Below are 18,589 nucleotides of genomic sequence, written 5' to 3'. Positions count from 1 at the left end.
CCAGGGCGTGCCGGCGAAGACCAATGCCGGCGCGCATGCGACAGCGATCCTGACCAGCCTGGGAGCGACGGTTGCGACCGCGGACGACGCGCGCGCCATGTTCGGCCTTGCCTGAGGCTTGCGCGCAATCCCCAGATAAACCCGGTCCGTACTCGCTCAGGCTTCCGCTTTGCGCGCGACTCTGATGCGATCCTCCCCACGCAAGTCCGGGAGGGAACGCATGTCCTACACGATCGGGTTTCAAGCCAAGGACCAGAAGGCAATTCTGGCGACCGAGGCAGCAACGGCCAATCAGGCCGTCGCCATCATTGCAGCGCTGCGGCAAAGCGCCGACGAGATAAAGTTCATCCGTTCGCCCCAGGAAGGCGAGATGGGCATCGAGATGCTGCTGCTGCTCGCCAAGGAAGAGGCCGAGGAGATGCCGCAGCGGGTGTAAGGCAGGATCCGGAAAACTGCGCAGCGGTTTTCCCTCGCGACAAACGCGGAACGCATTTGCGCGGAGATCATGCTCAAACAAAAACTAGAGCGCGATCTCATCGCGCTTTAGCGCAACCACACTTCGAGCTTTAGCGAAGCATGCCGGCTGCAAAATAATGTAGCAAGGCGCCAGTCTCGCTCGAACCGAAGGTGGCCGCCGATGAAACGCGAAGCGCTCCGCGTCGAACCGATCTCGTCCTTTCTCGACCGCGTCAAGGCGCCGACCTCGCCGGTCACGCGCGCCGGCAACATGATCTTCGTTGCCGGCCTGCCGCCATTCGACCCCGAGACGGGCGAGATCGGCGGGATGGGAATCGAGCGGCAGAGCGAGATCATTATGGAGCAGATGAAGCTGTGCCTTCAGACGGCCGGCGCCTCGCTCGACAACGTCATGAAGTGCAACGTCTACTGCACCTCGACCAAACACTTCGCCGCGTTCAACGCGATCTATGCGCGCTATTTCCCGATCGATCCGCCGGCGCGCATCTTCGTCTGCACCCCGGAATGGTTCGGCCCCTTCGACGTCGAGATCGACTGCATCGCGATGATGTGAGGGACTGGCGGTTACTTTACCTCGCCCCGCTTGCGGGGAGAGGTCGGATTGCATCGAAGATGCAATCCGGGTGAGGGGGTACAGGTCCTTCGACAAGCTCGCACGAGGAGAGAGGCCCCTCACCCCAACCCTCTCCCCGTAAGAACGGGGCGAGGGAGCGCAGCGCCGGCGTGGCTACGGCTTTTTGACTAACGCGCGACAACCCGTGACGGCGCCTTCGTCTCGGTCCGCCCCGCCGTCAGCGCCATCGTCGCGACGCTGACGACGCGCGCGACGACGTCCTCGACGTCGTCGAGATCGCATTTGCCTTCCGACAGCTTCGTCAACCGCTCGCTCTCGCGGATGGTGTGGTGCGCCATGGCGAGCGCGAAGTTCAGGCCCCAATAGATATCGACGTCGCTGCGGTCGGGCAGGGAGCGCCGCATGGCGCCTGCGAATTTCCGCAAATGGTCGATCTCGCGGTTCTTGATGCGGCGGATCGGCGGCACGGATTCGATCGAGGCGCGGATCATGAAGCGCGCCGCGGTGGAGCGCTGGTTTTCCGGACCCAGGCAGCCGCGCAAGGTCGGGCCGACGAGGGCGCGCAAGATCACCTCGATCGGCGCACGACCGCCGCCTTGTTCTTCCGCGGCCTTCAATTCGCGCAGGCGTTCGCGGTTGGTGGCGATCGAGCGCGAGACGAACAACTCTGCGATCAATTCGTCCTTCGAGCCGAAATGATAATTCACCGCCGCGAGGTTGACGTTGGCCTCCGCGACGATGTCGCGCAGCGTCACGTCGCCAAAGCCGCGATCGGCATAAAGCCGTTCGGCGGCGGCGAGAATGGCAGACCTCGTATGATCGCTGGCCATGGATGCCCCTCGGGGAGGGAGTGCAATTCAAAACACTTGTATGAAACTATCGTTTGAAGGCCGGAGAAAGTCAATCCGCAATCGAGACTCGTTCGCAGCGCGCGGACGGGTTCCGAAGCGTCCGCAGGCATTCGTGCTTGCGGACCGCGTGCGGCGGGAGGACAGTCCGACGCAAAACAGCTTTGCAAAGAGAGACCGAGGAGCGTCCCATGGATTTCGATCTGTCCCCCAAGCAGAAGGAATGGCTCGACCGCGTGCAGTCGTTCATGACCAAGCACGTGCGTCCGGCGGTGCCGATCTATAACGAGCAGGATCACAGCGGCGAGCGCTGGAAGGTGATCCCGGTTCTGGAGGACCTCAAGAAGAAGGCGAAGGCCGAAGGCCTCTGGAATATGTTCATGCCGCCGAACGAGCATGAAGACGACGAATTCCGTGGTGCGGGATTGACCAATCTCGAATACGCGCTGCTGTCGGAGCAGATGGGCCACATCTCCTGGGCTTCGGAAGTGTTCAACTGTTCGGCGCCCGACACCGGCAACATGGAAGTGTTCATGCGCTACGGCTCCAAGGAGCAGAAGCGCAAATGGCTGCGTCCGCTGATGGACGGCGAGATCCGATCGGCGTTCCTGATGACGGAACCGGCGGTCGCCTCGTCCGACGCCACCAACATCGAGACCAGCATCGAGAAGGATGGCGATCACTACGTCATCAACGGCCGCAAATGGTGGTCGTCCGGCGTCGGCGATCCCCGCTGCAAGATCGCGATCCTGATGGGCAAGACCGATTTCAAGGCGGCCAAGCATCAGCAGCAGTCGCAGATCCTGGTTCCGCTCGACACCCCCGGCATCAAGGTCGAGAAGATGCTGCCGGTGTTCGGCTTCGACGATGCGCCGCACGGCCACGCTCAGGTGCTGCTCGAGAACGTGCGCGTGCCCAAGGAGAACATCCTGCTCGGCGAAGGCCGCGGCTTCGAGATCGCGCAGGGCCGCCTCGGTCCCGGCCGTATCCACCACTGCATGCGCACCATCGGCAAGGCCGAGGAGGCGCTGGAGAAGATGGTGAAGCGCCTGATGTCGCGTACCGCCTTCGGCAAGAAGATTGTCGAGCATTCGGTGTGGGAGCAGCGCATCGGCGAGGCCCGCACCAACATCGAGATGACGCGTCTTCTGTGCCTCAAGGCCGCCGACATGATGGACAAGGTCGGCAACAAGACCGCGCAGGCCGAGATCGCCATGATCAAGGTCGCAGCACCCAACATGGCGCTGAAGATCATCGACGAGGCGATCCAGGCCTTTGGTGGCGCGGGCGTTTCGGACGAAGCGGGTCTCGCCAAGGACTACGCCGGCATCCGCACGCTGCGGCTCGCCGACGGTCCGGACGAGGTGCACAATCGCGCCATTGCAAGGCTCGAAGTTCGGAAGTATGCCAATTCTCCCAAGCATTAAGAGGGAGAGCCCTGCGGCGCTCCCGACTTGAAAAAGACGACAGGGCTGATCCGCATTCGGTGACCGCTTGACGCAAGTGCGTCAGCGGTTACCGATTAGGATCATGTTCGGACTGAAGAGGGAGCGTCATCGTGGCTGACGGCGTCAGGAAAGACGAAGAATTCTCGGGCACCAAGCCGGTCGAGGAGCGTCATCGCTTCGACGAGATGCGGCTCGAAGCCTGGATGCGCGACAACGTCGAAGGCTATGAGGGCCCGCTGGTTGTCCTCCAGTTCAAGGGCGGCCAGTCCAATCCGACCTACCGGCTCAACACGCCGAACCGCTCATATGTGATGCGCCGAAAGCCGTTCGGCAAATTGCTGCCGTCGGCGCACGCGGTCGATCGCGAATACCGCGTCATCGCAGCCCTTGGAAAGCAGGGTTTTCCGGTCGCGCGCGCCTATGCGCTGTGCCAGGACGACAGCATCATCGGCGCGGCCTTCTACGTCATGTCGATGGAAGACGGCCGGGTGTTCTGGGATCCGACGCTGCCGAGCCAGACGCCGGAAGATCGTCGAAAAATCTTCACCAGCAAGATCGAGACGCTGGCAAAACTCCACATGTACGATCCCGTCGCGATCGGCCTCGGTGAGTTCGGCAAGCCCGGCAATTATTTCGCGCGCCAGATCGACCGCTGGACCAAGCAGTACCGGGCGTCCGAGACGCAGCACATTCCGGAGTTCGAGAAGGTCGCCGAATGGCTGCCCAAGACCGTGCCGGAGCAGGCGCGCGTCTCGATCGTCCACGGCGACTATCGCCTCGACAACATGATTTTCCACGCGACGGAACCGCGTGTGCAGGCCGTGCTCGACTGGGAGCTGTCGACGCTTGGCGATCCCATGGCCGACTTCACCTATCTGTTGATGCAGTGGATCATGCCGGGCCTGGAGGGCGCCGACCTCAAGGCGCTCAACATCCCAAGCGTGGAAGAGGCCGCGCAGATCTATTGCAACGTCACCAAGATGACGGTGCCTGATCTCAACTGGTATTTTGCCTACAACCTGTTCCGCCTCGCCGGCATCACCCAAGGCATCGCCGGCCGCGTCCGCGACGGCACCGCCGCCAACGCGAAGGCCCTGGAGTCGGCCAAGCGCACCGTGCCGCTGTCGAAGGCGTCGTGGGAGTACGCGCAGAAGGCAGGCGCGGTGTAGACTCACAAAGGCGCGGCTGATGGCCGCGCCTTTTCGCTTTGTGGTTCGCCGTCTCCACACTTTCGGTGTCATTGCCCGCGAAAACGGGCAATCCAGTATCCCAGAGACAGCGCGTGGACGCAGAGGAGCCGCGGCGTACTGGGTGCGCCGGTCAAGCCGGGGCATGACACCGCTGTCGTAGCGACATCAGTGAAAGAACGGCCAGCCACATGATCGATCACGCCACCCTCATCACCTACATCCTCATCGTACTCGGTTTTGTCTTCATTCCCGGGCCTGCGACGCTGCTCACCATGGCGCGCGCGGTTAGCTCGGGAACGAAGGTCGGCATCGCGACCGGCGCGGGGATTGCGGCCGGTGACTTGATCCACACTTCGATGGCGATCGTCGGTCTTTCGGCGATCATCGCGACCTCTGCGCTGCTGTTCAGCATCGTTAAATATACGGGCGCTGCGTTCCTGATCTATCTCGGCATTCGCGCGATGCTCGACAAGGCGCCGGTCGAGCTGAACGGCGGCGCGCCCGCGATCGGCGCGGGCCGGGCCTTCCGGCAGGCCGTGCTGACCGAAGTGCTCAATCCCAAGACCGCGCTGTTCTTCCTTGCGTTCCTGCCGCAATTCGTGAGGCCGGAGCACGGTTCGATCGCACTTCAGCTTGCGATTCTCGGCATCGTCTTCGTGCTGCTGGGTCTCGTCAGCACCGTGGTGTTCGCCGTCGGCGCCGGTCGTCTGGGCAATCTCCTGCGCCGCCATCCGGCCGTGGTGAAATGGCAGGGCAAGGTGGTCGGGACCATCTACTGCGCTGTCGGCGTGCGGCTGGCGTTGCAGGAGCGATGAGGAACGCGTGCTCCCGTAGCCCGGGTGAGCGCAGCGACACCCGGGACGGCGGTCCCGCATGTTGCTAACGCTCATGCGGGCTACGCTCTGAACGGTTGCGGCGATGAACGCCATCAATGTCGACATCCTGCGCTCGCTGTTCATGCCCTTCTTCTTCGACGCGACGGCGTCGAGCGCCGCTCTGATGGTGATTGGCCTGCTACCGGGCGCGAATGGTGAACCTCGGTCCGACGTAGTAGCCGCCGTATCCGCGATCGTAATAGCCGGGACCGGCGTAGTAGTTGTAGCCCCTGCCGGGGAGGTAGCTGGGGTCGTCAAAGTAGCGCAGGACATAGCGTCCCCGGGTCCGCCAGCAGCGTCCATAATACTCGTTGCAGATCAGACCGACTTGGTCGACGTCGGAGATTTCGGCAGAGCCGATCGTCGTTGCGTTGAGCGGCGCGGCGGGAGCGGCGGCCGCAACCAGCGCGGCCCCGAGTGCGCCCAGTGCGATGGCCTTCATGGAGTTCTCCCTTCGGTTAGGCGAGAGTCTGGAGCCTAGCAGAAGGGAGCCTTGCCTGTCGGGCAAATCAGCTCCCGCAGGGTGGGCAAAGGCGCATCGTTGTCCGCCATTCGCACGGCGCAACAGAAGTGGCGGGTTACGCTGCGCTAAGCTAACCCACCCTACGGGTCAGCCCTTCACACAATGCGCGATCAGCCTTTCCACGAAGCCTGCGCATTTCTCCAGCTCCGCCATCGCCACGAACTCGTCGGGCGTATGCGCTTGCGCGATCGCGCCGGGGCCGATCACCACCGACGGGATATCCGCCATGCTGGCGAACAGGCTCGCCTCGGTGCCGAAGGCGACCTTGGCGTGGTCGTTACGGCCGGCGAGGCCTTTTGCCAGTGTGACGATGGCGGCGTCGGCCGCCGTGTCGAGCGCGGGATAATCAAGGATCTCCTCGAAATCGATGCCGCACTCCGGATGTCTCGCCTTCATCTCCGGCTCGAGCTCGGCCTTGGCCCAGGCGACGATCGCATCCGTCACCTCGCGCGACTCGGTGATGCCGATGCCGCGGCATTCGAAATCCACCGTGCAAGTATCGGGCACGATGTTCAGCGCGGCGCCGCCATGCACGATGCTGGTGAGCAGCGTCGAATGCGGAACGTCGTAGAGGCTGTCATTCGATCGCGCGGCCGCAAGCTTCACGGCACGGCGACGGATTTCGGTGATGAGCTCGGCCGCGTATTCGATCGCGTTGACGCCGTCGGGCGCGATCGAGGAGTGGCGGGCGAGACCACGGAATGTCGCGCGCACGCCGTGCTTGCCCTTGTGGCCGATGATGACCTTCATCTCGGTCGGCTCGCCGATGAAGGCGCCGAGCGGCTTGATCTTCTTCTTCGCGACCTCGCGCAGCATCGGCCGCACGCCGACGCAGCCGATCTCCTCGTCATAGGAGATGGCGAGATGGATCGGCGTCGTCAGCTTCGCTTCCAGCATCTCCGGCACCATGGCGAGGCACACCGCGACAAAACCCTTCATGTCGGTGGTGCCGCGGCCGTAGAGCTTGCCGTCGCGCTCGACCAGCTTGAACGGATCGTGGCTCCAGTCCTGGCCCACGACCGGCACGACGTCTGTGTGTCCCGACAGCACGAGGCCTGGACGGTCCTCCGGTCCGATCGTGACCCAGAGCGAGGCCTTCTGGCCGGTGTCGTCGACGATGCGCTCGCCCTTGACACCGAGGAAAGCGAGATAGCTCTCGATATGGGCAATCAAGGGCAGATTGGTGCGGTCGCTGACGGTGTCGAAGCCGACGAGGTCGGCGAGGAGGTTGCGAATGCGATCGGGTCGTGAACTCGGGAAAATCAGGTTGGGCATTGTCTCGTTCATGAGATGGAGGATGGCTTCGCCGCCTGCACGAAACATACCAACGGAGTGGCGGTTCGGGCAAATCCGGTCGCGAGGGGTGCTTTAGCCGAGCGCGGAGAGATCTTTCGGCAGCATTCGCTTGAACAGGTCGAGCGTACGCCGCGCCTCCGCCGGCGGCAAGGCGATGGCGTGACGAACCGCGGCCGCGATCTGGATCATCGCCAGTTGCGAAAAGGAGGTGAGGGCGGCGGCGGGCTGTTTCGGCGCGACACGCTTGAGGGTATCGCTCAAGAGGCCGGCGAGAAAAGCCACATCCTCCTCGTCGATCTTCTGCAAGCTTCGGTCGGCCTGCGTCGCCTGCCAGATGTGATGCATCACGGGATGTTCGCGGAACATCTGGTCATAGCCGTCGGTGATGCGGCATAGCGCAGCGTGCAGGTCGGACAGCTTCTTCATCTCGGCGAGGTCGCGCTGGACGCAGTCGCGGCCGATGACATTGCAGCGCTCGGCGAGCGTCCCGATCACGGTGCTCTTGTCCGGAAAATATTGATAGAGCGAGCCGAACGCGATGCCGGTGCGCTCGACGATGTCGCTCATCCGGAAGGCGTCGCTGCCTTTCTCGGTGAGGATCTCGGCCGCAGCGGTCAGGATGCGGTCGAAGCGTTCCCGGCTTCGCTCCTGCGTCGGCACCAGCGGCGTGCGTCGCGCGGCCGCGTGCGTCGTCTTGTCCGTCCTGCTTTTCCGTGCCGGCATCCTGATTCCCGCCATCTGCGCTTGACGTTAGGAATAAGAGAGTTTATCGCATTTGAGGGAGCTGCGGCATGCGGCAGGTTTTTACGACCGGACTGCTCTGGTTTTCGGCGATCGGCTGCGGCCTCATGGCCGGAATCTATTTCGCCTTTTCGACCTTCATCATGACCGCGTTTGACCGGCTCGATCAGGCCGCCGGCATCGCGGCGATGAACGCGATCAATGTCGACATCGTACGCTCGCTGTTCATGCCGCTGTTTCTCGGCACGACCGTGGCGGGCGCGGCGCTGGTGGTGATGGGTGCGTTGCGCGTCAGCGAGCCGGGAGCGGTGAGCATGATCGCCGGCGGCGGCCTCTATGTCATCGGCATGTTCGTGGTGACGATGGTGTTCAACGTCCCGCTCAACAACGCGCTCGCCGCGTTGCAGCCGTCCGCGCCGGAGGCTGGCGCGGTGTGGGCGGCGTATCTGAAGGACTGGACGTTCTGGAACCACGTGCGGATGGTTGCGTCGGTGGTCGCGAGCGGGTTGTTTGTCGCAGCGCTGGCTTCGTAGGCCAAATCGGCATCGTAGCCCGGATGCAGCGAAGCGAAATCCGGGGCCATTATGTCCGGGGGGCCCAAACCCCGGATTACGCTTCGCTCCATCCGGGCTACAAGATCTCCAGTCTACAAGACCTTGCGTTGCCCGTCGGGCAAAACACTCAAACTCTCGGTCAATGTGTACTCGCGAAAATATTTCACTTTACCGAAATTCGGAAACGGCGTATCTGTCGCCGCAACCCGGCCCAAGGAAGAGGGGCGTATCGCGATCGTCACGAACGCGGGCCGGGCGGCGGTGGACGCAGGTCACATCGGCACGAAAAGCTTCGCAGGGCGGGCGACCGTGAGCGAAGACCTCGCGCCAACGACAGATGTGATCGGCGTACGGCCAAATCGTGTCGTCCTGGCGCCCGGGGTCTGTGCGCCAAGTCTTGCGGTGATGTGGCAGCCCGACCGGGCATGCGCATCAGCCATCCGCAACGGCGACGGGGGCAATAGTGCAACGCTCCCCGGGGAGAGCACGACATAAGCCGTTCCAACCACTGCGCAGGGAAGGCCGGGATGCTCCGGTTGCCCTGTTACCCGCTGTGCATTGTAGCGCAAACTACTCATGGCATAGCGGACAATGGGAGCCAGCCGGCTCCCGGCCTTCCCTGCGCCCTCTTTCAATTGGGGGTGAGGCGACCAAGCAAAGCTCGGGCGAAGCAAGCCGCGAGGACGCGAGGGTGTGTCCGCAATGAAGATGCGTATGATGAAGCGGCCGTGTCACCCCACACTCCGTCATTGCGAGGAGCTCTTGCGACGAAGCAATCCAGACTGCCTCCGCAGAGGGATTCTGGATTGCTTCGCTGCGCTCGCAATGACGATGTTGAGGCAGTTGCGCGCCAAAACTCCGGTCTCGCATCCCGGACGCAGCGCGTCCGGGATGCGAGAGAGCGTGTGCTAAACCGGCTTGCCCGTATACGGCATCGACGCCGTCAAACCACCGTCAACCGGGAACGCCTGGCCGTTGACATACGACGCCTCGTCGCTGGCCAGGAACAGCCCCATCGCCGCGAGCTCGTGCGGCTGGCCGGGGCGCTTCAACGGATTGAGCTGGCCGATCTTGTCTTGGGTGCCGCGCTCCTTGGCGCGGTCGAAGATCGGTTTGGTCATGCCGGTCTCGATCAGGCCCGGACACACCGCGTTGATGCGCACGCCGGTGCCGGTGAGCGAATACGCCGTGGTCTGCACCAGGCTGATCACACCGGCCTTGCTCGCCGCATAGGGATGTCCGCTGGCGCCGGCCTTGAGGCCCGCGACGGACGCCGTGAGCACGATCGCGCCGGACTGCTGCTTCACCATGTGCGGCATCGCATGCTTCACCGCGAGGAACGGGCCGATCAGGTTGACGCGCAGCACCTCCTGCCACTGTTCCACGGTCTGCTCGCCGAGCGGCACGAGCCCGCCGGAAACGCCGGCATTGGCCCAGATCACGTCGAGCCGGCCATGCGTCTTCACCGCCTTGTCGATGACGGCCATGACGTCCTTTTCGGAGCCCGCATCCGCCACCATGGCTTCCGCGACACCGCCGGCCTTCTTCACCTCGTCGACGGTCTCCTTCACCGCCTCGGTGCGGTCGACCGCGATCAGCTTGGCGCCTTCCCGGGTGAAGAGGAGTGCGGCGGCGCGGCCGATGCCGCTGCCGGCGCCGGTGATGATGACGGATTTGCCTTGCAGACGGCCCATGCGTTTCTCCCTTTGGTATGCTGCGCGACGCTTGCCGCGCGACGGAATTTCAAACAAGATTTCAAACGGTAAAGTGTCTTGAGACACGTTCACACCTGACGTACAGCGACATTAAACGGGATGGAAGAGTTTCGATGACAGGCGCAGACAAGCCCAAAGTGGTCACGACGCGGTGGTGGTGGGTCCGTCATGCGCCGGTGCGCAATGACGGCGGCAAGATTTACGGGCAGAGCGATCTCGCCTGCGACACCAGCGACACCTACGTGTTCAACGCTGTTGCCAAGGTGCTGCCACGCAAGGCGGTTTGGTATTCGAGCAATCTGATGCGCACCCACCAGACCGCGGAAGCGATCTGGGCGGCCGGCTTCCCAAGGCCCGCATCGATGAAATGGGAAGCAGACCTGGCCGAACAGAATCTCGGACGCTGGCAGGGCATGAACCGCGCCCAGTTCATCGCCAGCCGCCCCGTCGGCTCGAGCTGGTTCGCCGACATCAACGAGCCCGCGCCCGGCGGCGAAAGCTTCATGGATCTCTACAACCGCACGCGCCGCACCGTCGAGCGGATCAACAACGAGGCGGCCGGGCAGGATGTGATCGCGGTCGCGCATGGCGGCACCATCAAGGCGGCGATCGGCCTCGCACTCGACGGCCAGGTAGAGCGGGCCCTGTCGTTCGACATCGACAATGTGTCGATCACGCGGCTCGATTATTTCTCAAGCCCCGAACGCTCGGTCTGGCGACTGCCGATGGTCAACCAGCAGCCGTGGATCGCTGATGACGCGCACGCCGAGATGCATCAGCTGGCGGGGCCGGAAGTCAAGAAGCTCGCCTGATACCGTTGTCCGCGCGCGCGGACACGGCGTAAGCTTCAAGTCAATCAAACCATAATCTGGGAGGAAACCATGACCTTGTTCGACATGAAGGGGAAAGTCGCCGTCATCACCGGCTCGACGCGCGGTATCGGGCTGGCGATCGCCGAGCGCATGGCCGAGCACGGCGCCAAGGTCGTGATCTCCTCGCGCAAGGCCGATGTCTGCGACCAGGTTGCGAAGGGCATCAACGACAAGTTCGGCAACGGCACGGCGGTCGCGATCGCCGCCAACATCTCGTCGAAGGAAAATCTGCAAAACCTCATCGATGAGAGCAACCGCGCCTTCGGCAAGATCGACGTGCTGGTCTGCAACGCCGCGTCGAACCCGTATTACGGCCCGCTCGCCGGCATCTCCGACGATCAGTTCCGGAAGATCCTCGACAACAACATCGTCGCCAACAACTGGCTGATCTCGATGGTGGTGCCGCAGATGATCGAGCGCAAGGACGGCTCGGTGATCATCGTCTCCTCGATCGGCGGCCTGAAGGGCTCGACCATCCTCGGCGCCTACGCGATTTCCAAGGCCGCCGACATGCAGCTCGCGCGCAACCTCGCCTGCGAGTACGGCAAGCACAACATCCGCGTGAACTGCATCGCGCCCGGCCTGATCAAGACCGATTTTGCCAAGGCACTGTGGGACAATCCGGAGAATTTGAAGGCCTCGACCTCGCGCTCGCCGCTGCTGCGCATCGGCATCCCCGACGAGATCGCCGGCGCCGCCGTGTTCCTGGGATCGAAGGCCGGCGACTTCATGACCGGCCAGACCATGGTGATCGACGGCGGCGCGACGATTAGTTGATGGTCTCGCGTCCCTGACGCGGTGCAGCACGAAGTGCTGCTCCGCTGAGCCGGGACCCAGAAGGCGGCGTTCGAGATCGCGGAGACATGGGCCCCGGCTCTGCGACGCACCGCTACGCGTTGCGTCGCGTCCGGCGCACGAGAGCGATCGTCAATCCACCGCCGCGTAAACCAGATCCCGCACCAGCGTCCGCGTGTGGTCGCGCTGCCCCGGTCCCTGCGACATAAACACGACGAACAGATCCTCCTTCGGGTCGATCCAGAAGAACGTTCCCGCAATGCCGCTCCAGAAATACTGGCCGACGCTGCCGGGGAACGGCGCGATGCCGGCCTCGCGGCGCACGGCAAAGCCGAGGCCGAAGCCGTGGCCCGGCGACAGCAGTGTGCCGTTGGTCACGACGTGCGGTCCGAGGTGATCGGATGCCATCAGCTCCAGCGTCTTGCGGCCGATGATCCTGTTGCCGTCGAGCGTGCCGCCGTTGCGCAGCATCAGCGCGAAGCGGGCGTAGTCCGTCGTGGTCGAGACCAGGCCGCCGTCGCCGGACTCCATCACCGGCTGCTCGAGCATGTTGAACAGCGCGACCTTGTCGCGGGTCCAGGGATCGGCTTCGAACGGCTGGGCGAGCCTGCTGGTATTGGCCTCGCTCGTCGAGAAGCCGGTCTCGGTCATCCGCAACGGCGCGAGGATGCGCTCGGTGAGGAACGCGCCGAGTGACTTGCCGCTGACGACCTCGATGATGCGGCCGAGGATGTCGGTGGAGCGGCTGTAGTTGAACTCGTCGCCGGGATGGCAGACCAGCGGGAAGCTTGCCACCAGCGCGGCATGCTCGGCATTGGTGATCTTGCGGCTGCGGACGCGGGACTCCTGGTAGAGCTTGTGCACGGGGCCGTCGCCCTGGTGCTCGTAAGTGAGACCAGAGGTGTGGCGGAGCAGGTCCTGCACCGTCATCGGCCGCCGGGGCGGAACCAGTTCCAGCTTGCCGCCACTGACGACGCCGACTTTCTGGTTGGCGAACTCCGGAATGAACTTGGCGACGGGGTCGGCGAGCAGCAAATGGCCATCCTCGACCAGCGCCATGATGCCGACCGAGACGATCGGCTTGGTCATCGAGAAGATCCGGAAGATCGAATCAAGCGCCATCGGCGCAGGTCCCGCCGGGCTCTGCTTGCCGAGCGCCTCGAACCAGCCGACCTGGCCGCGCCGGGCGACCAGCACGGTCACCCCGGGAATGGTTCCCTTGTCGATCTCGCGTTTGAAGGCGTCCGACATCGCCTGCAGGCGAGGGCGCGACAGACCCAGCGTTTCCGGCCTGGCCTCGGGCAAAGGCGGGGTTTTCGGCGCGGAGGCGGCTTGGGCGGCGGCTGTGGCAGTCATGTTCACTCCCGGGCGCACATTATTATCGGGAATGAACTCTGGCCCAGAAGGCGCGGCACAAACAAGCGAAGCCAGCGCGCTTCACCCTTGCAAACCAGCCGTCCCCTGTGCTTGAAAGCGCCCCTGATCCGCGTGGCGACGCGAGGGTCCGTAGGAGTGTAGCTCAATTGGTAGAGCACCGGTCTCCAAAACCGGGGGTCGCAGGTTCGAGCCCTGCCACTCCTGCCAGCTAATCCCAGACAATCAGGATCGACAGGCAGGACGGTGGCGGGCCGACAAGCTCGGACCGTGGATCATGCGGACCGGGTAAGCCCTTGATCCGGATCGGGTCCGCTGGCCTCGGCCGCGCGTGTCCCGGGCAGCCCACACCTTGACCTTTGGCCCCATCCGCAGTATCTACCCCGCACTCGCAGCCGGCCCGTTAAACGCGGATTTCCGGCGCGGCTTTGAAATCCCCGAACAATCGAGCCCGGTTTCCCGGCTCATCCTTCGAGACAGAGGGCTGGGCCAACGGCGGCTGTTCGGATCCCTGAAATTCATTCGCGTCTGTCGACGGACGTTGGACATCAAACGATGGCAGTTAGCCCGTTCAAGTTTTTGCAGGAAGTGCGCTCGGAGACCGCCAAGGTCACCTGGCCGACCCGTCGTGAGACCACGATCACCACCATCATGGTGTTCGTGATGGTCGCCGTGGCCTCGATCTTCTTCTTCGCCGCCGACCAGATCATCCGTTACCTCATCACCTTCCTTTTGGGCATTCACTGATGGCAACAGCCGCTGCAACCCAATCGACCGACAAGCGCTGGTACATCGTCCACGCCTATTCGAACTTCGAGAAGAAGGTCGCCGAATCGATCCGTGAGCAGGCCAAGCAGCGCGGGCTCGAGGAGCTGTTCGAGCTGGTGCTGGTTCCGACCGAAAAGGTCACGGAAGTGCGCCGCGGCCGCAAGATCGACGCCGAGCGCAAGTTCTTCCCGGGCTACGTGCTGGTGAAGATGAAGCTGACCGACGAGGCGTTCCATCTGATCAAGAACACCCCGAAGGTCACGGGCTTCCTCGGTGCCGAGAACAAGCCGATGCCGATCTCGGAAGCCGAGGCCATGCGCATCCTGCACCAGGTGCAGGAGGGCGTGGAACGGCCGAAGGCGTCGGTGTCGTTCGAGATCGGTGAGAACGTGCGTGTGGCCGATGGCCCGTTCGCCTCGTTCTCGGGTATGGTCGAGGAAATCGACGAGGCGCGCTCGCGCGTGAAGGTCGCGGTGTCGATCTTCGGCCGCGCCACGCCGGTCGAACTGGAATTCGGTCAGGTCGAGAAGGTCTGATCGATTGAGGCGTGAGGCTTCGGTCTCACGCTAGCAAGAGGCCGTGGGAGGGAGAGGGCGGTTGCCAGCCGCATCCGACCCAGACCACGAACCTGAAACCGCCGGCCCTGCCGGCACAACAGGAGTGATACATGGCAAAGAAAGTGACCGGATACCTGAAGCTTCAGGTCCCGGCCGGTGCGGCGAATCCTTCGCCCCCGATCGGTCCCGCGCTTGGTCAGCGCGGTCTCAACATCATGGAGTTCTGCAAGGCGTTCAACGCCCAGACCCAGAAGGAAGAGAAGAACACCCCGATTCCGGTCGTGATCACGATCTACGCCGATCGTTCGTTCACGTTCGAGATGAAGACACCCCCGATGTCCTTCTTCCTCAAGCAGGCCGCCAAGATCCAGTCCGGCTCGAAGGCGCCGGGCCGTGATAAGGCCGGCAAGGTGACCAAGGCGCAGGTGCGCGAGATCGCCGAGAAGAAGATGAAGGATCTCAATTGCGATTCCATCGAGTCGGCCATGAAGATGGTCGAGGGCTCTGCCCGTTCGATGGGTCTGGAAGTGGCGGGGTAAGCGGTCATGGCAATCGGAAAGCGTTTGAACAAAGCCCGCGAAGGTGTTGACCGCGAAAAGCTTTACCCGCTCGCGGACGCCATCAAGATGGTCAAGGAACGCGCCAAGGCGAAGTTCGACGAGACCATCGAAGTCGCGATCAATCTCGGCGTCGATCCGCGTCACGCCGACCAGATGGTCCGCGGCGTCGTGACCCTGCCGAACGGCACCGGCCGTACGCTCCGCGTCGGCGTGTTCGCCCGCGGCGCCAAGGCCGATGAGGCCAAGGCTGCGGGTGCCGACGTCGTCGGTGCCGAGGACCTCGTCGAGAAAGTGCAGAACGGCTCGATCGATTTCGATCGCTGCATCGCCACCCCCGACATGATGCCGCTGGTCGGCCGTCTCGGTAAGGTGCTCGGCCCGCGCGGCCTGATGCCGAACCCGAAGATCGGCACCGTGACCATGGACGTCACCGGTGCGGTGAAGGGTGCCAAGGGCGGCTCGGTCGAGTTCCGCGTCGAGAAGGCCGGCATTTTGCAGGCCGGCGTCGGCAAGGCCTCGTTCTCCGAGGAGAAGCTGGTCGAGAACATCAAGGCCCTGGCCGATGCTGTCTCGAAGGCGAAGCCGGCTGGCTCCAAGGGCACCTACATCCAGCGCGTTGCGGTGTCCTCGACGATGGGCCCCGGCGTGAAGGTCGAGCCGGGCACCATTCTCGGTTAAGGCTTGCCTCGGCTGAGGTTTGGAAATTGCACGAGGCGAGGGGCGGAATTGGGCAACCGATTCCGCCCCTCGTCGTTTGCGGCGGCGTTCATCGGAAACAAGAACCGGGAAACAAGAAAAAATGGCTGACAAGGTCCTGATCTACTCGCGCTTCCCGAAGACGATGATGGCGCGCTTCGCCGAGCGGTTCGAACTGCTCGACACCGGCGGCAAGCCGGCGCGCGAGGTGTTTTCGGCCGATGAGCTCGGCGGCATCCGCGCGATGCTCACCGCCGGCGGCTCGCCGCTCGGGGCAGAGGCGATGGACCTGTTCCCAAAACTCGGCGCCATCGTCTGCTACGGCACCGGCTATGACGGCGTCGACCTGCAGGCGGCCGTCGCGCGCAACATCGCGGTCGGCCACAGCCCCGGTGCCAATGCGGCTTCCGTCGCCGACATTGCGATGACCCTGATGCTGGCGACGACGCGGCGGATCCTGGTCGCCGACCAATATGTCCGCAGCGGCGATTGGGCCGGCTCAAAGCAGTCGCCGATGATGCGGCCGCAGGCCGGCATGCCCGGCCGCCGCATCGGCGTCTACGGCATGGGCGAGATCGGCCGCAAGATCGCGGCGCGCTGCGCCGCCTTCGAGAGCGAGGTCGGCTATTTCAGCCGCACCAAATACGATCTGCCCTATCAATATTTCCCGACGCTGGAGGCGCTGGCCGACTGGTGCAGCGTGCTGATGATCGCGGTCCGGGCAGGGGCCGAGACCCAGCACGTCGTCAACGCTGATATCCTCGGGCGACTCGGGGAGCACGGCTACGTCGTCAACATCTCCCGCGGCTCTGTGATTGACGAGAAGGCCCTGGTGGCGGCGCTCTCCGACAGGACCATCGCCGGCGCCGGCCTCGACGTCTTCGAGAAGGAACCGTACGCCCCCGACGCGCTGACGGCGCTCCCCAATGTCGTGTTTGCCCCGCATATCGGCGGCCACACCCTCGAATCGCACGTCGCCATGCAGAACTGCGTGCTGGCGAACCTGACGGCTTTCTTCGCGGGCAAGCCGCTGCCATACGGGGTCAAATCGGCCTGAATCGGCCCTTGTCGGGCCGCCTCAGGCCCGGCCGGCAACGGATTGGAACTGGTGTGAATTTTGCTCTTGGCAAGCGGGCTCCGAGCGGTTAAAGAACCGCTTCCGGACGTGCCGGCCTCGGCTGGCGCGTTCGTGCACGCATTCCGAAAACCCGACAAGGACAGGAGATCATTCCTTTTCAGGGCGTCCGTGAGGATTTGCCCGAAAAGGAAGGAAAACCCGTCGGTTGGTGGAGTGCGGGCAGGGGTCGGGCGGTTCGCCGGCTGACCTCGTCCTGTCCAAGACTGCAGGCGCCCGCGGGAAATTTCGATTTCTCAACGGCTTAATCGCATGGCCTGCATAGACGGGTGAAGACCGGATTTCACTTCGTATCCAGCTTTAACGGCTGGCTTGCGAAACGGGTCTGGTTCGGACCTCGACACGCCGTGGGCCTTAAGGGCTCCCGGAGGGCAGGCTTTGAATTGTCGTCTCGCCCGGCGCGTGTCCGAAGGGGTTTTGGCCCCGAGGTTCAGGTTTTGGGTGGGGCGATGGGTGCAACCCGGCGGTCCCGCTTCTCGCGATGACCGCCAACCGGAAAGAGCTTGCTGTGGAACGAGCGGCAAAAAAGGAAGCGGTCGAACAGCTCAATGGGGTCTTCAAGACCACGAGCGTCGCGGTCGTTGCTCAATATTCCGGCCTGACCGTTGCCCAGATGCAGAAGCTGCGTATGCAGATGAAGCAGGCTGGCGCCTCGGTGAAGGTCTCGAAGAACCGTCTCGCCAAAATTGCTCTTGAAGGCACTGACGTCGTTGCCATCGGCCCCATGCTGAAGGGACCGACCGTGATCGCCACTTCGAACGATCCGGTAGCGGCGCCGAAGGTCGCCGTCGAATTCGCCAAGACGAACGAAAAGTTCGTCATCATTGGCGGCTCGATGGGAAAGATCGTCCTGAATGTCGACAGCGTGAAGGCACTTGCCTCGCTGCCGTCGCTTGATGAACTGCGCGCCAAGATCGTCGGCCTTCTTGTGGCCCCGGCGACCAAGATCGCTCAGCTCGCCAATGCGCCCGCGGGCAAGCTCGCGCGCGTCATCCAGGCTCATGCCTCAAAGGGCGAAGCGGCCTGACGCCCTTCGCAAAACTCAAACCCGAACCAGACTTACACTCAAGGAAACTGAACAATGGCTGACTTGCAGAAGATCGTTGACGACCTCTCGAGCCTCACCGTGCTCGAAGCTGCCGAACTCGCGAAGCTCCTCGAAGAGAAGTGGGGCGTTTCGGCTGCCGCGGCTGTCGCCGTGGCCGGCCCGGCTGGTGGTGGCGCTGCCGCCGCTCCGGCTGAAGAGAAGACCGAGTTCACGGTCGTTCTTGCCGCCGCCGGCGACAAGAAGATCGAGGTCATCAAGGAAGTCCGCGCCATCACCGGCCTGGGCCTGAAGGAAGCAAAGGACCTCGTCGAGGGCGCGCCGAAGCCGGTCAAGGAAGGCGTGAACAAGGACGAAGCCGAGAAGATCAAGGTCCAGCTCGAGAAGGCTGGCGCGAAGGTCGAGCTCAAGTAAGCAACGCTTACTGGCCGGATCCCGGGGCGCGCATCATGCGAGGCCCGGGATCCTGGTCCATCCCCAAAAGGGGCGGGCCAGATGCAAAAGGCGTGCGACGGAACGCTCCGACGTAGGCCGAACACGAAAAAG

General features: G+C 63.6%; 22 protein-coding genes and 1 tRNA gene. 17 read left to right on the top strand and 6 right to left on the bottom strand.

What is annotated here, in order from left to right:
* Positions 1-7: 7 nt before the first annotated feature.
* From HAP41_RS31190 to HAP41_RS31180, 3 genes are all read left to right on the top strand, one after another.
* Entirely contained in the window at positions 8-115 is a 108-nt protein-coding gene (locus HAP41_RS31190) for a 3-keto-5-aminohexanoate cleavage protein (protein ID WP_224580691.1), read from the top strand.
* 105 nt (positions 116-220) lie between these two features.
* Positions 221-436 (top strand): hypothetical protein, encoded by a 216-nt coding sequence (locus HAP41_RS31185; protein WP_014494475.1) that lies wholly within the window; start codon positions 221-223, stop codon positions 434-436.
* Between the two features lie 201 nt (positions 437-637).
* Positions 638-1,030 (top strand): RidA family protein, encoded by a 393-nt coding sequence (locus HAP41_RS31180; protein ID WP_166092671.1) that lies wholly within the window; start codon positions 638-640, stop codon positions 1,028-1,030.
* 188 nt (positions 1,031-1,218) lie between these two features.
* On the opposite strand, the gene HAP41_RS31175 is transcribed toward HAP41_RS31180, so the two are convergent.
* On the bottom strand, positions 1,219-1,881 hold the full coding sequence (locus HAP41_RS31175; protein ID WP_166092677.1) for a TetR/AcrR family transcriptional regulator: 663 nt from the start codon (positions 1,879-1,881) through the stop codon (positions 1,219-1,221).
* Positions 1,882-2,090: 209 nt separating this feature from the next.
* Between HAP41_RS31175 and HAP41_RS31170 the strand changes: the two genes are divergently transcribed.
* The 3 genes from HAP41_RS31170 (at position 2,091) to HAP41_RS31160 (ending at position 5,352) form a co-directional block, all read left to right on the top strand.
* Complete coding sequence (locus HAP41_RS31170; RefSeq protein ID WP_063982561.1) at positions 2,091-3,326, top strand: acyl-CoA dehydrogenase family protein; 1,236 nt, start codon at positions 2,091-2,093, stop codon at positions 3,324-3,326.
* 131 nt (positions 3,327-3,457) lie between these two features.
* Positions 3,458-4,516, top strand: coding sequence for a phosphotransferase family protein (locus HAP41_RS31165; RefSeq protein WP_166092686.1), 1,059 nt, complete (start codon positions 3,458-3,460; stop codon positions 4,514-4,516).
* A 209-nt stretch (positions 4,517-4,725) separates the two neighbouring features.
* Positions 4,726-5,352 (top strand): LysE family translocator, encoded by a 627-nt coding sequence (locus HAP41_RS31160; RefSeq protein WP_166092704.1) that lies wholly within the window; start codon positions 4,726-4,728, stop codon positions 5,350-5,352.
* A 199-nt stretch (positions 5,353-5,551) separates the two neighbouring features.
* Here HAP41_RS31160 and HAP41_RS31155 read toward each other — a convergent pair whose 3' ends face one another.
* From HAP41_RS31155 to HAP41_RS31145, 3 genes are all read right to left on the bottom strand, one after another.
* Positions 5,552-5,854 (bottom strand): hypothetical protein, encoded by a 303-nt coding sequence (locus HAP41_RS31155; RefSeq protein ID WP_166092716.1) that lies wholly within the window; start codon positions 5,852-5,854, stop codon positions 5,552-5,554.
* Positions 5,855-6,022: 168 nt separating this feature from the next.
* Positions 6,023-7,210, bottom strand: a complete 1,188-nt coding sequence (gene argE, locus HAP41_RS31150; protein WP_166092727.1) for an acetylornithine deacetylase — start codon at positions 7,208-7,210, stop codon at positions 6,023-6,025.
* 93 nt (positions 7,211-7,303) lie between these two features.
* Positions 7,304-7,954, bottom strand: coding sequence for a TetR/AcrR family transcriptional regulator (locus tag HAP41_RS31145; RefSeq protein ID WP_166092737.1), 651 nt, complete (start codon positions 7,952-7,954; stop codon positions 7,304-7,306).
* Between the two features lie 68 nt (positions 7,955-8,022).
* Here HAP41_RS31145 and HAP41_RS31140 point away from each other — a divergent pair, with 68 nt between their 5' ends.
* Positions 8,023-8,505, top strand: a complete 483-nt coding sequence (locus tag HAP41_RS31140; protein ID WP_166092750.1) for an anthrone oxygenase family protein — start codon at positions 8,023-8,025, stop codon at positions 8,503-8,505.
* 929 nt (positions 8,506-9,434) lie between these two features.
* Here the strand turns inward: HAP41_RS31140 and HAP41_RS31135 are convergent.
* Complete coding sequence (locus tag HAP41_RS31135; protein ID WP_028152877.1) at positions 9,435-10,220, bottom strand: SDR family NAD(P)-dependent oxidoreductase; 786 nt, start codon at positions 10,218-10,220, stop codon at positions 9,435-9,437.
* 134 nt (positions 10,221-10,354) lie between these two features.
* Here HAP41_RS31135 and HAP41_RS31130 point away from each other — a divergent pair, with 134 nt between their 5' ends.
* Both HAP41_RS31130 and HAP41_RS31125 read left to right on the top strand, forming a co-directional pair.
* On the top strand, positions 10,355-11,053 hold the full coding sequence (locus tag HAP41_RS31130) for a histidine phosphatase family protein (protein ID WP_166092754.1): 699 nt from the start codon (positions 10,355-10,357) through the stop codon (positions 11,051-11,053).
* Positions 11,054-11,122: 69 nt separating this feature from the next.
* Positions 11,123-11,890, top strand: coding sequence for an SDR family NAD(P)-dependent oxidoreductase (locus HAP41_RS31125; protein ID WP_063982568.1), 768 nt, complete (start codon positions 11,123-11,125; stop codon positions 11,888-11,890).
* Positions 11,891-12,040: 150 nt separating this feature from the next.
* Here HAP41_RS31125 and HAP41_RS31120 read toward each other — a convergent pair whose 3' ends face one another.
* On the bottom strand, positions 12,041-13,264 hold the full coding sequence (locus HAP41_RS31120; RefSeq protein ID WP_166092765.1) for a serine hydrolase domain-containing protein: 1,224 nt from the start codon (positions 13,262-13,264) through the stop codon (positions 12,041-12,043).
* 152 nt (positions 13,265-13,416) lie between these two features.
* Here HAP41_RS31120 and HAP41_RS31115 point away from each other — a divergent pair.
* From HAP41_RS31115 to rplL, 8 genes are all read left to right on the top strand, one after another.
* Positions 13,417-13,492 (top strand) — tRNA-Trp (locus HAP41_RS31115).
* Between the two features lie 345 nt (positions 13,493-13,837).
* On the top strand, positions 13,838-14,029 hold the full coding sequence (gene secE, locus HAP41_RS31110) for a preprotein translocase subunit SecE (protein WP_007611620.1): 192 nt from the start codon (positions 13,838-13,840) through the stop codon (positions 14,027-14,029).
* Complete coding sequence (gene nusG, locus HAP41_RS31105) at positions 14,029-14,586, top strand: transcription termination/antitermination protein NusG (RefSeq protein WP_166092773.1); 558 nt, start codon at positions 14,029-14,031, stop codon at positions 14,584-14,586. The genes secE and nusG overlap by 1 nt, the downstream gene beginning before the upstream one ends.
* A 131-nt stretch (positions 14,587-14,717) precedes the next feature.
* Positions 14,718-15,146 (top strand): 50S ribosomal protein L11, encoded by a 429-nt coding sequence (gene rplK / locus HAP41_RS31100; protein WP_006611824.1) that lies wholly within the window; start codon positions 14,718-14,720, stop codon positions 15,144-15,146.
* Positions 15,147-15,152: 6 nt separating this feature from the next.
* On the top strand, positions 15,153-15,845 hold the full coding sequence (rplA, locus tag HAP41_RS31095) for a 50S ribosomal protein L1 (RefSeq protein ID WP_014494487.1): 693 nt from the start codon (positions 15,153-15,155) through the stop codon (positions 15,843-15,845).
* Positions 15,846-15,966: 121 nt separating this feature from the next.
* Positions 15,967-16,920 (top strand): 2-hydroxyacid dehydrogenase, encoded by a 954-nt coding sequence (locus HAP41_RS31090; protein WP_166092789.1) that lies wholly within the window; start codon positions 15,967-15,969, stop codon positions 16,918-16,920.
* Positions 16,921-17,506: 586 nt separating this feature from the next.
* Complete coding sequence (gene rplJ, locus HAP41_RS31085; protein WP_166092795.1) at positions 17,507-18,025, top strand: 50S ribosomal protein L10; 519 nt, start codon at positions 17,507-17,509, stop codon at positions 18,023-18,025.
* A gap of 54 nt (positions 18,026-18,079) precedes the next feature.
* Positions 18,080-18,457, top strand: a complete 378-nt coding sequence (rplL, locus tag HAP41_RS31080; protein WP_028152883.1) for a 50S ribosomal protein L7/L12 — start codon at positions 18,080-18,082, stop codon at positions 18,455-18,457.
* The last annotated feature ends 132 nt before the right edge of the window (positions 18,458-18,589 follow it).

Source organism: Bradyrhizobium barranii subsp. apii, from assembly GCF_011516635.5.
GTDB classification, from domain to species: Bacteria; Pseudomonadota; Alphaproteobacteria; order Rhizobiales; family Xanthobacteraceae; genus Bradyrhizobium; species Bradyrhizobium barranii.
Note: the sequence above shows the minus strand (reverse complement) of the source record. Positions and strands in the feature narration are given on the sequence as shown.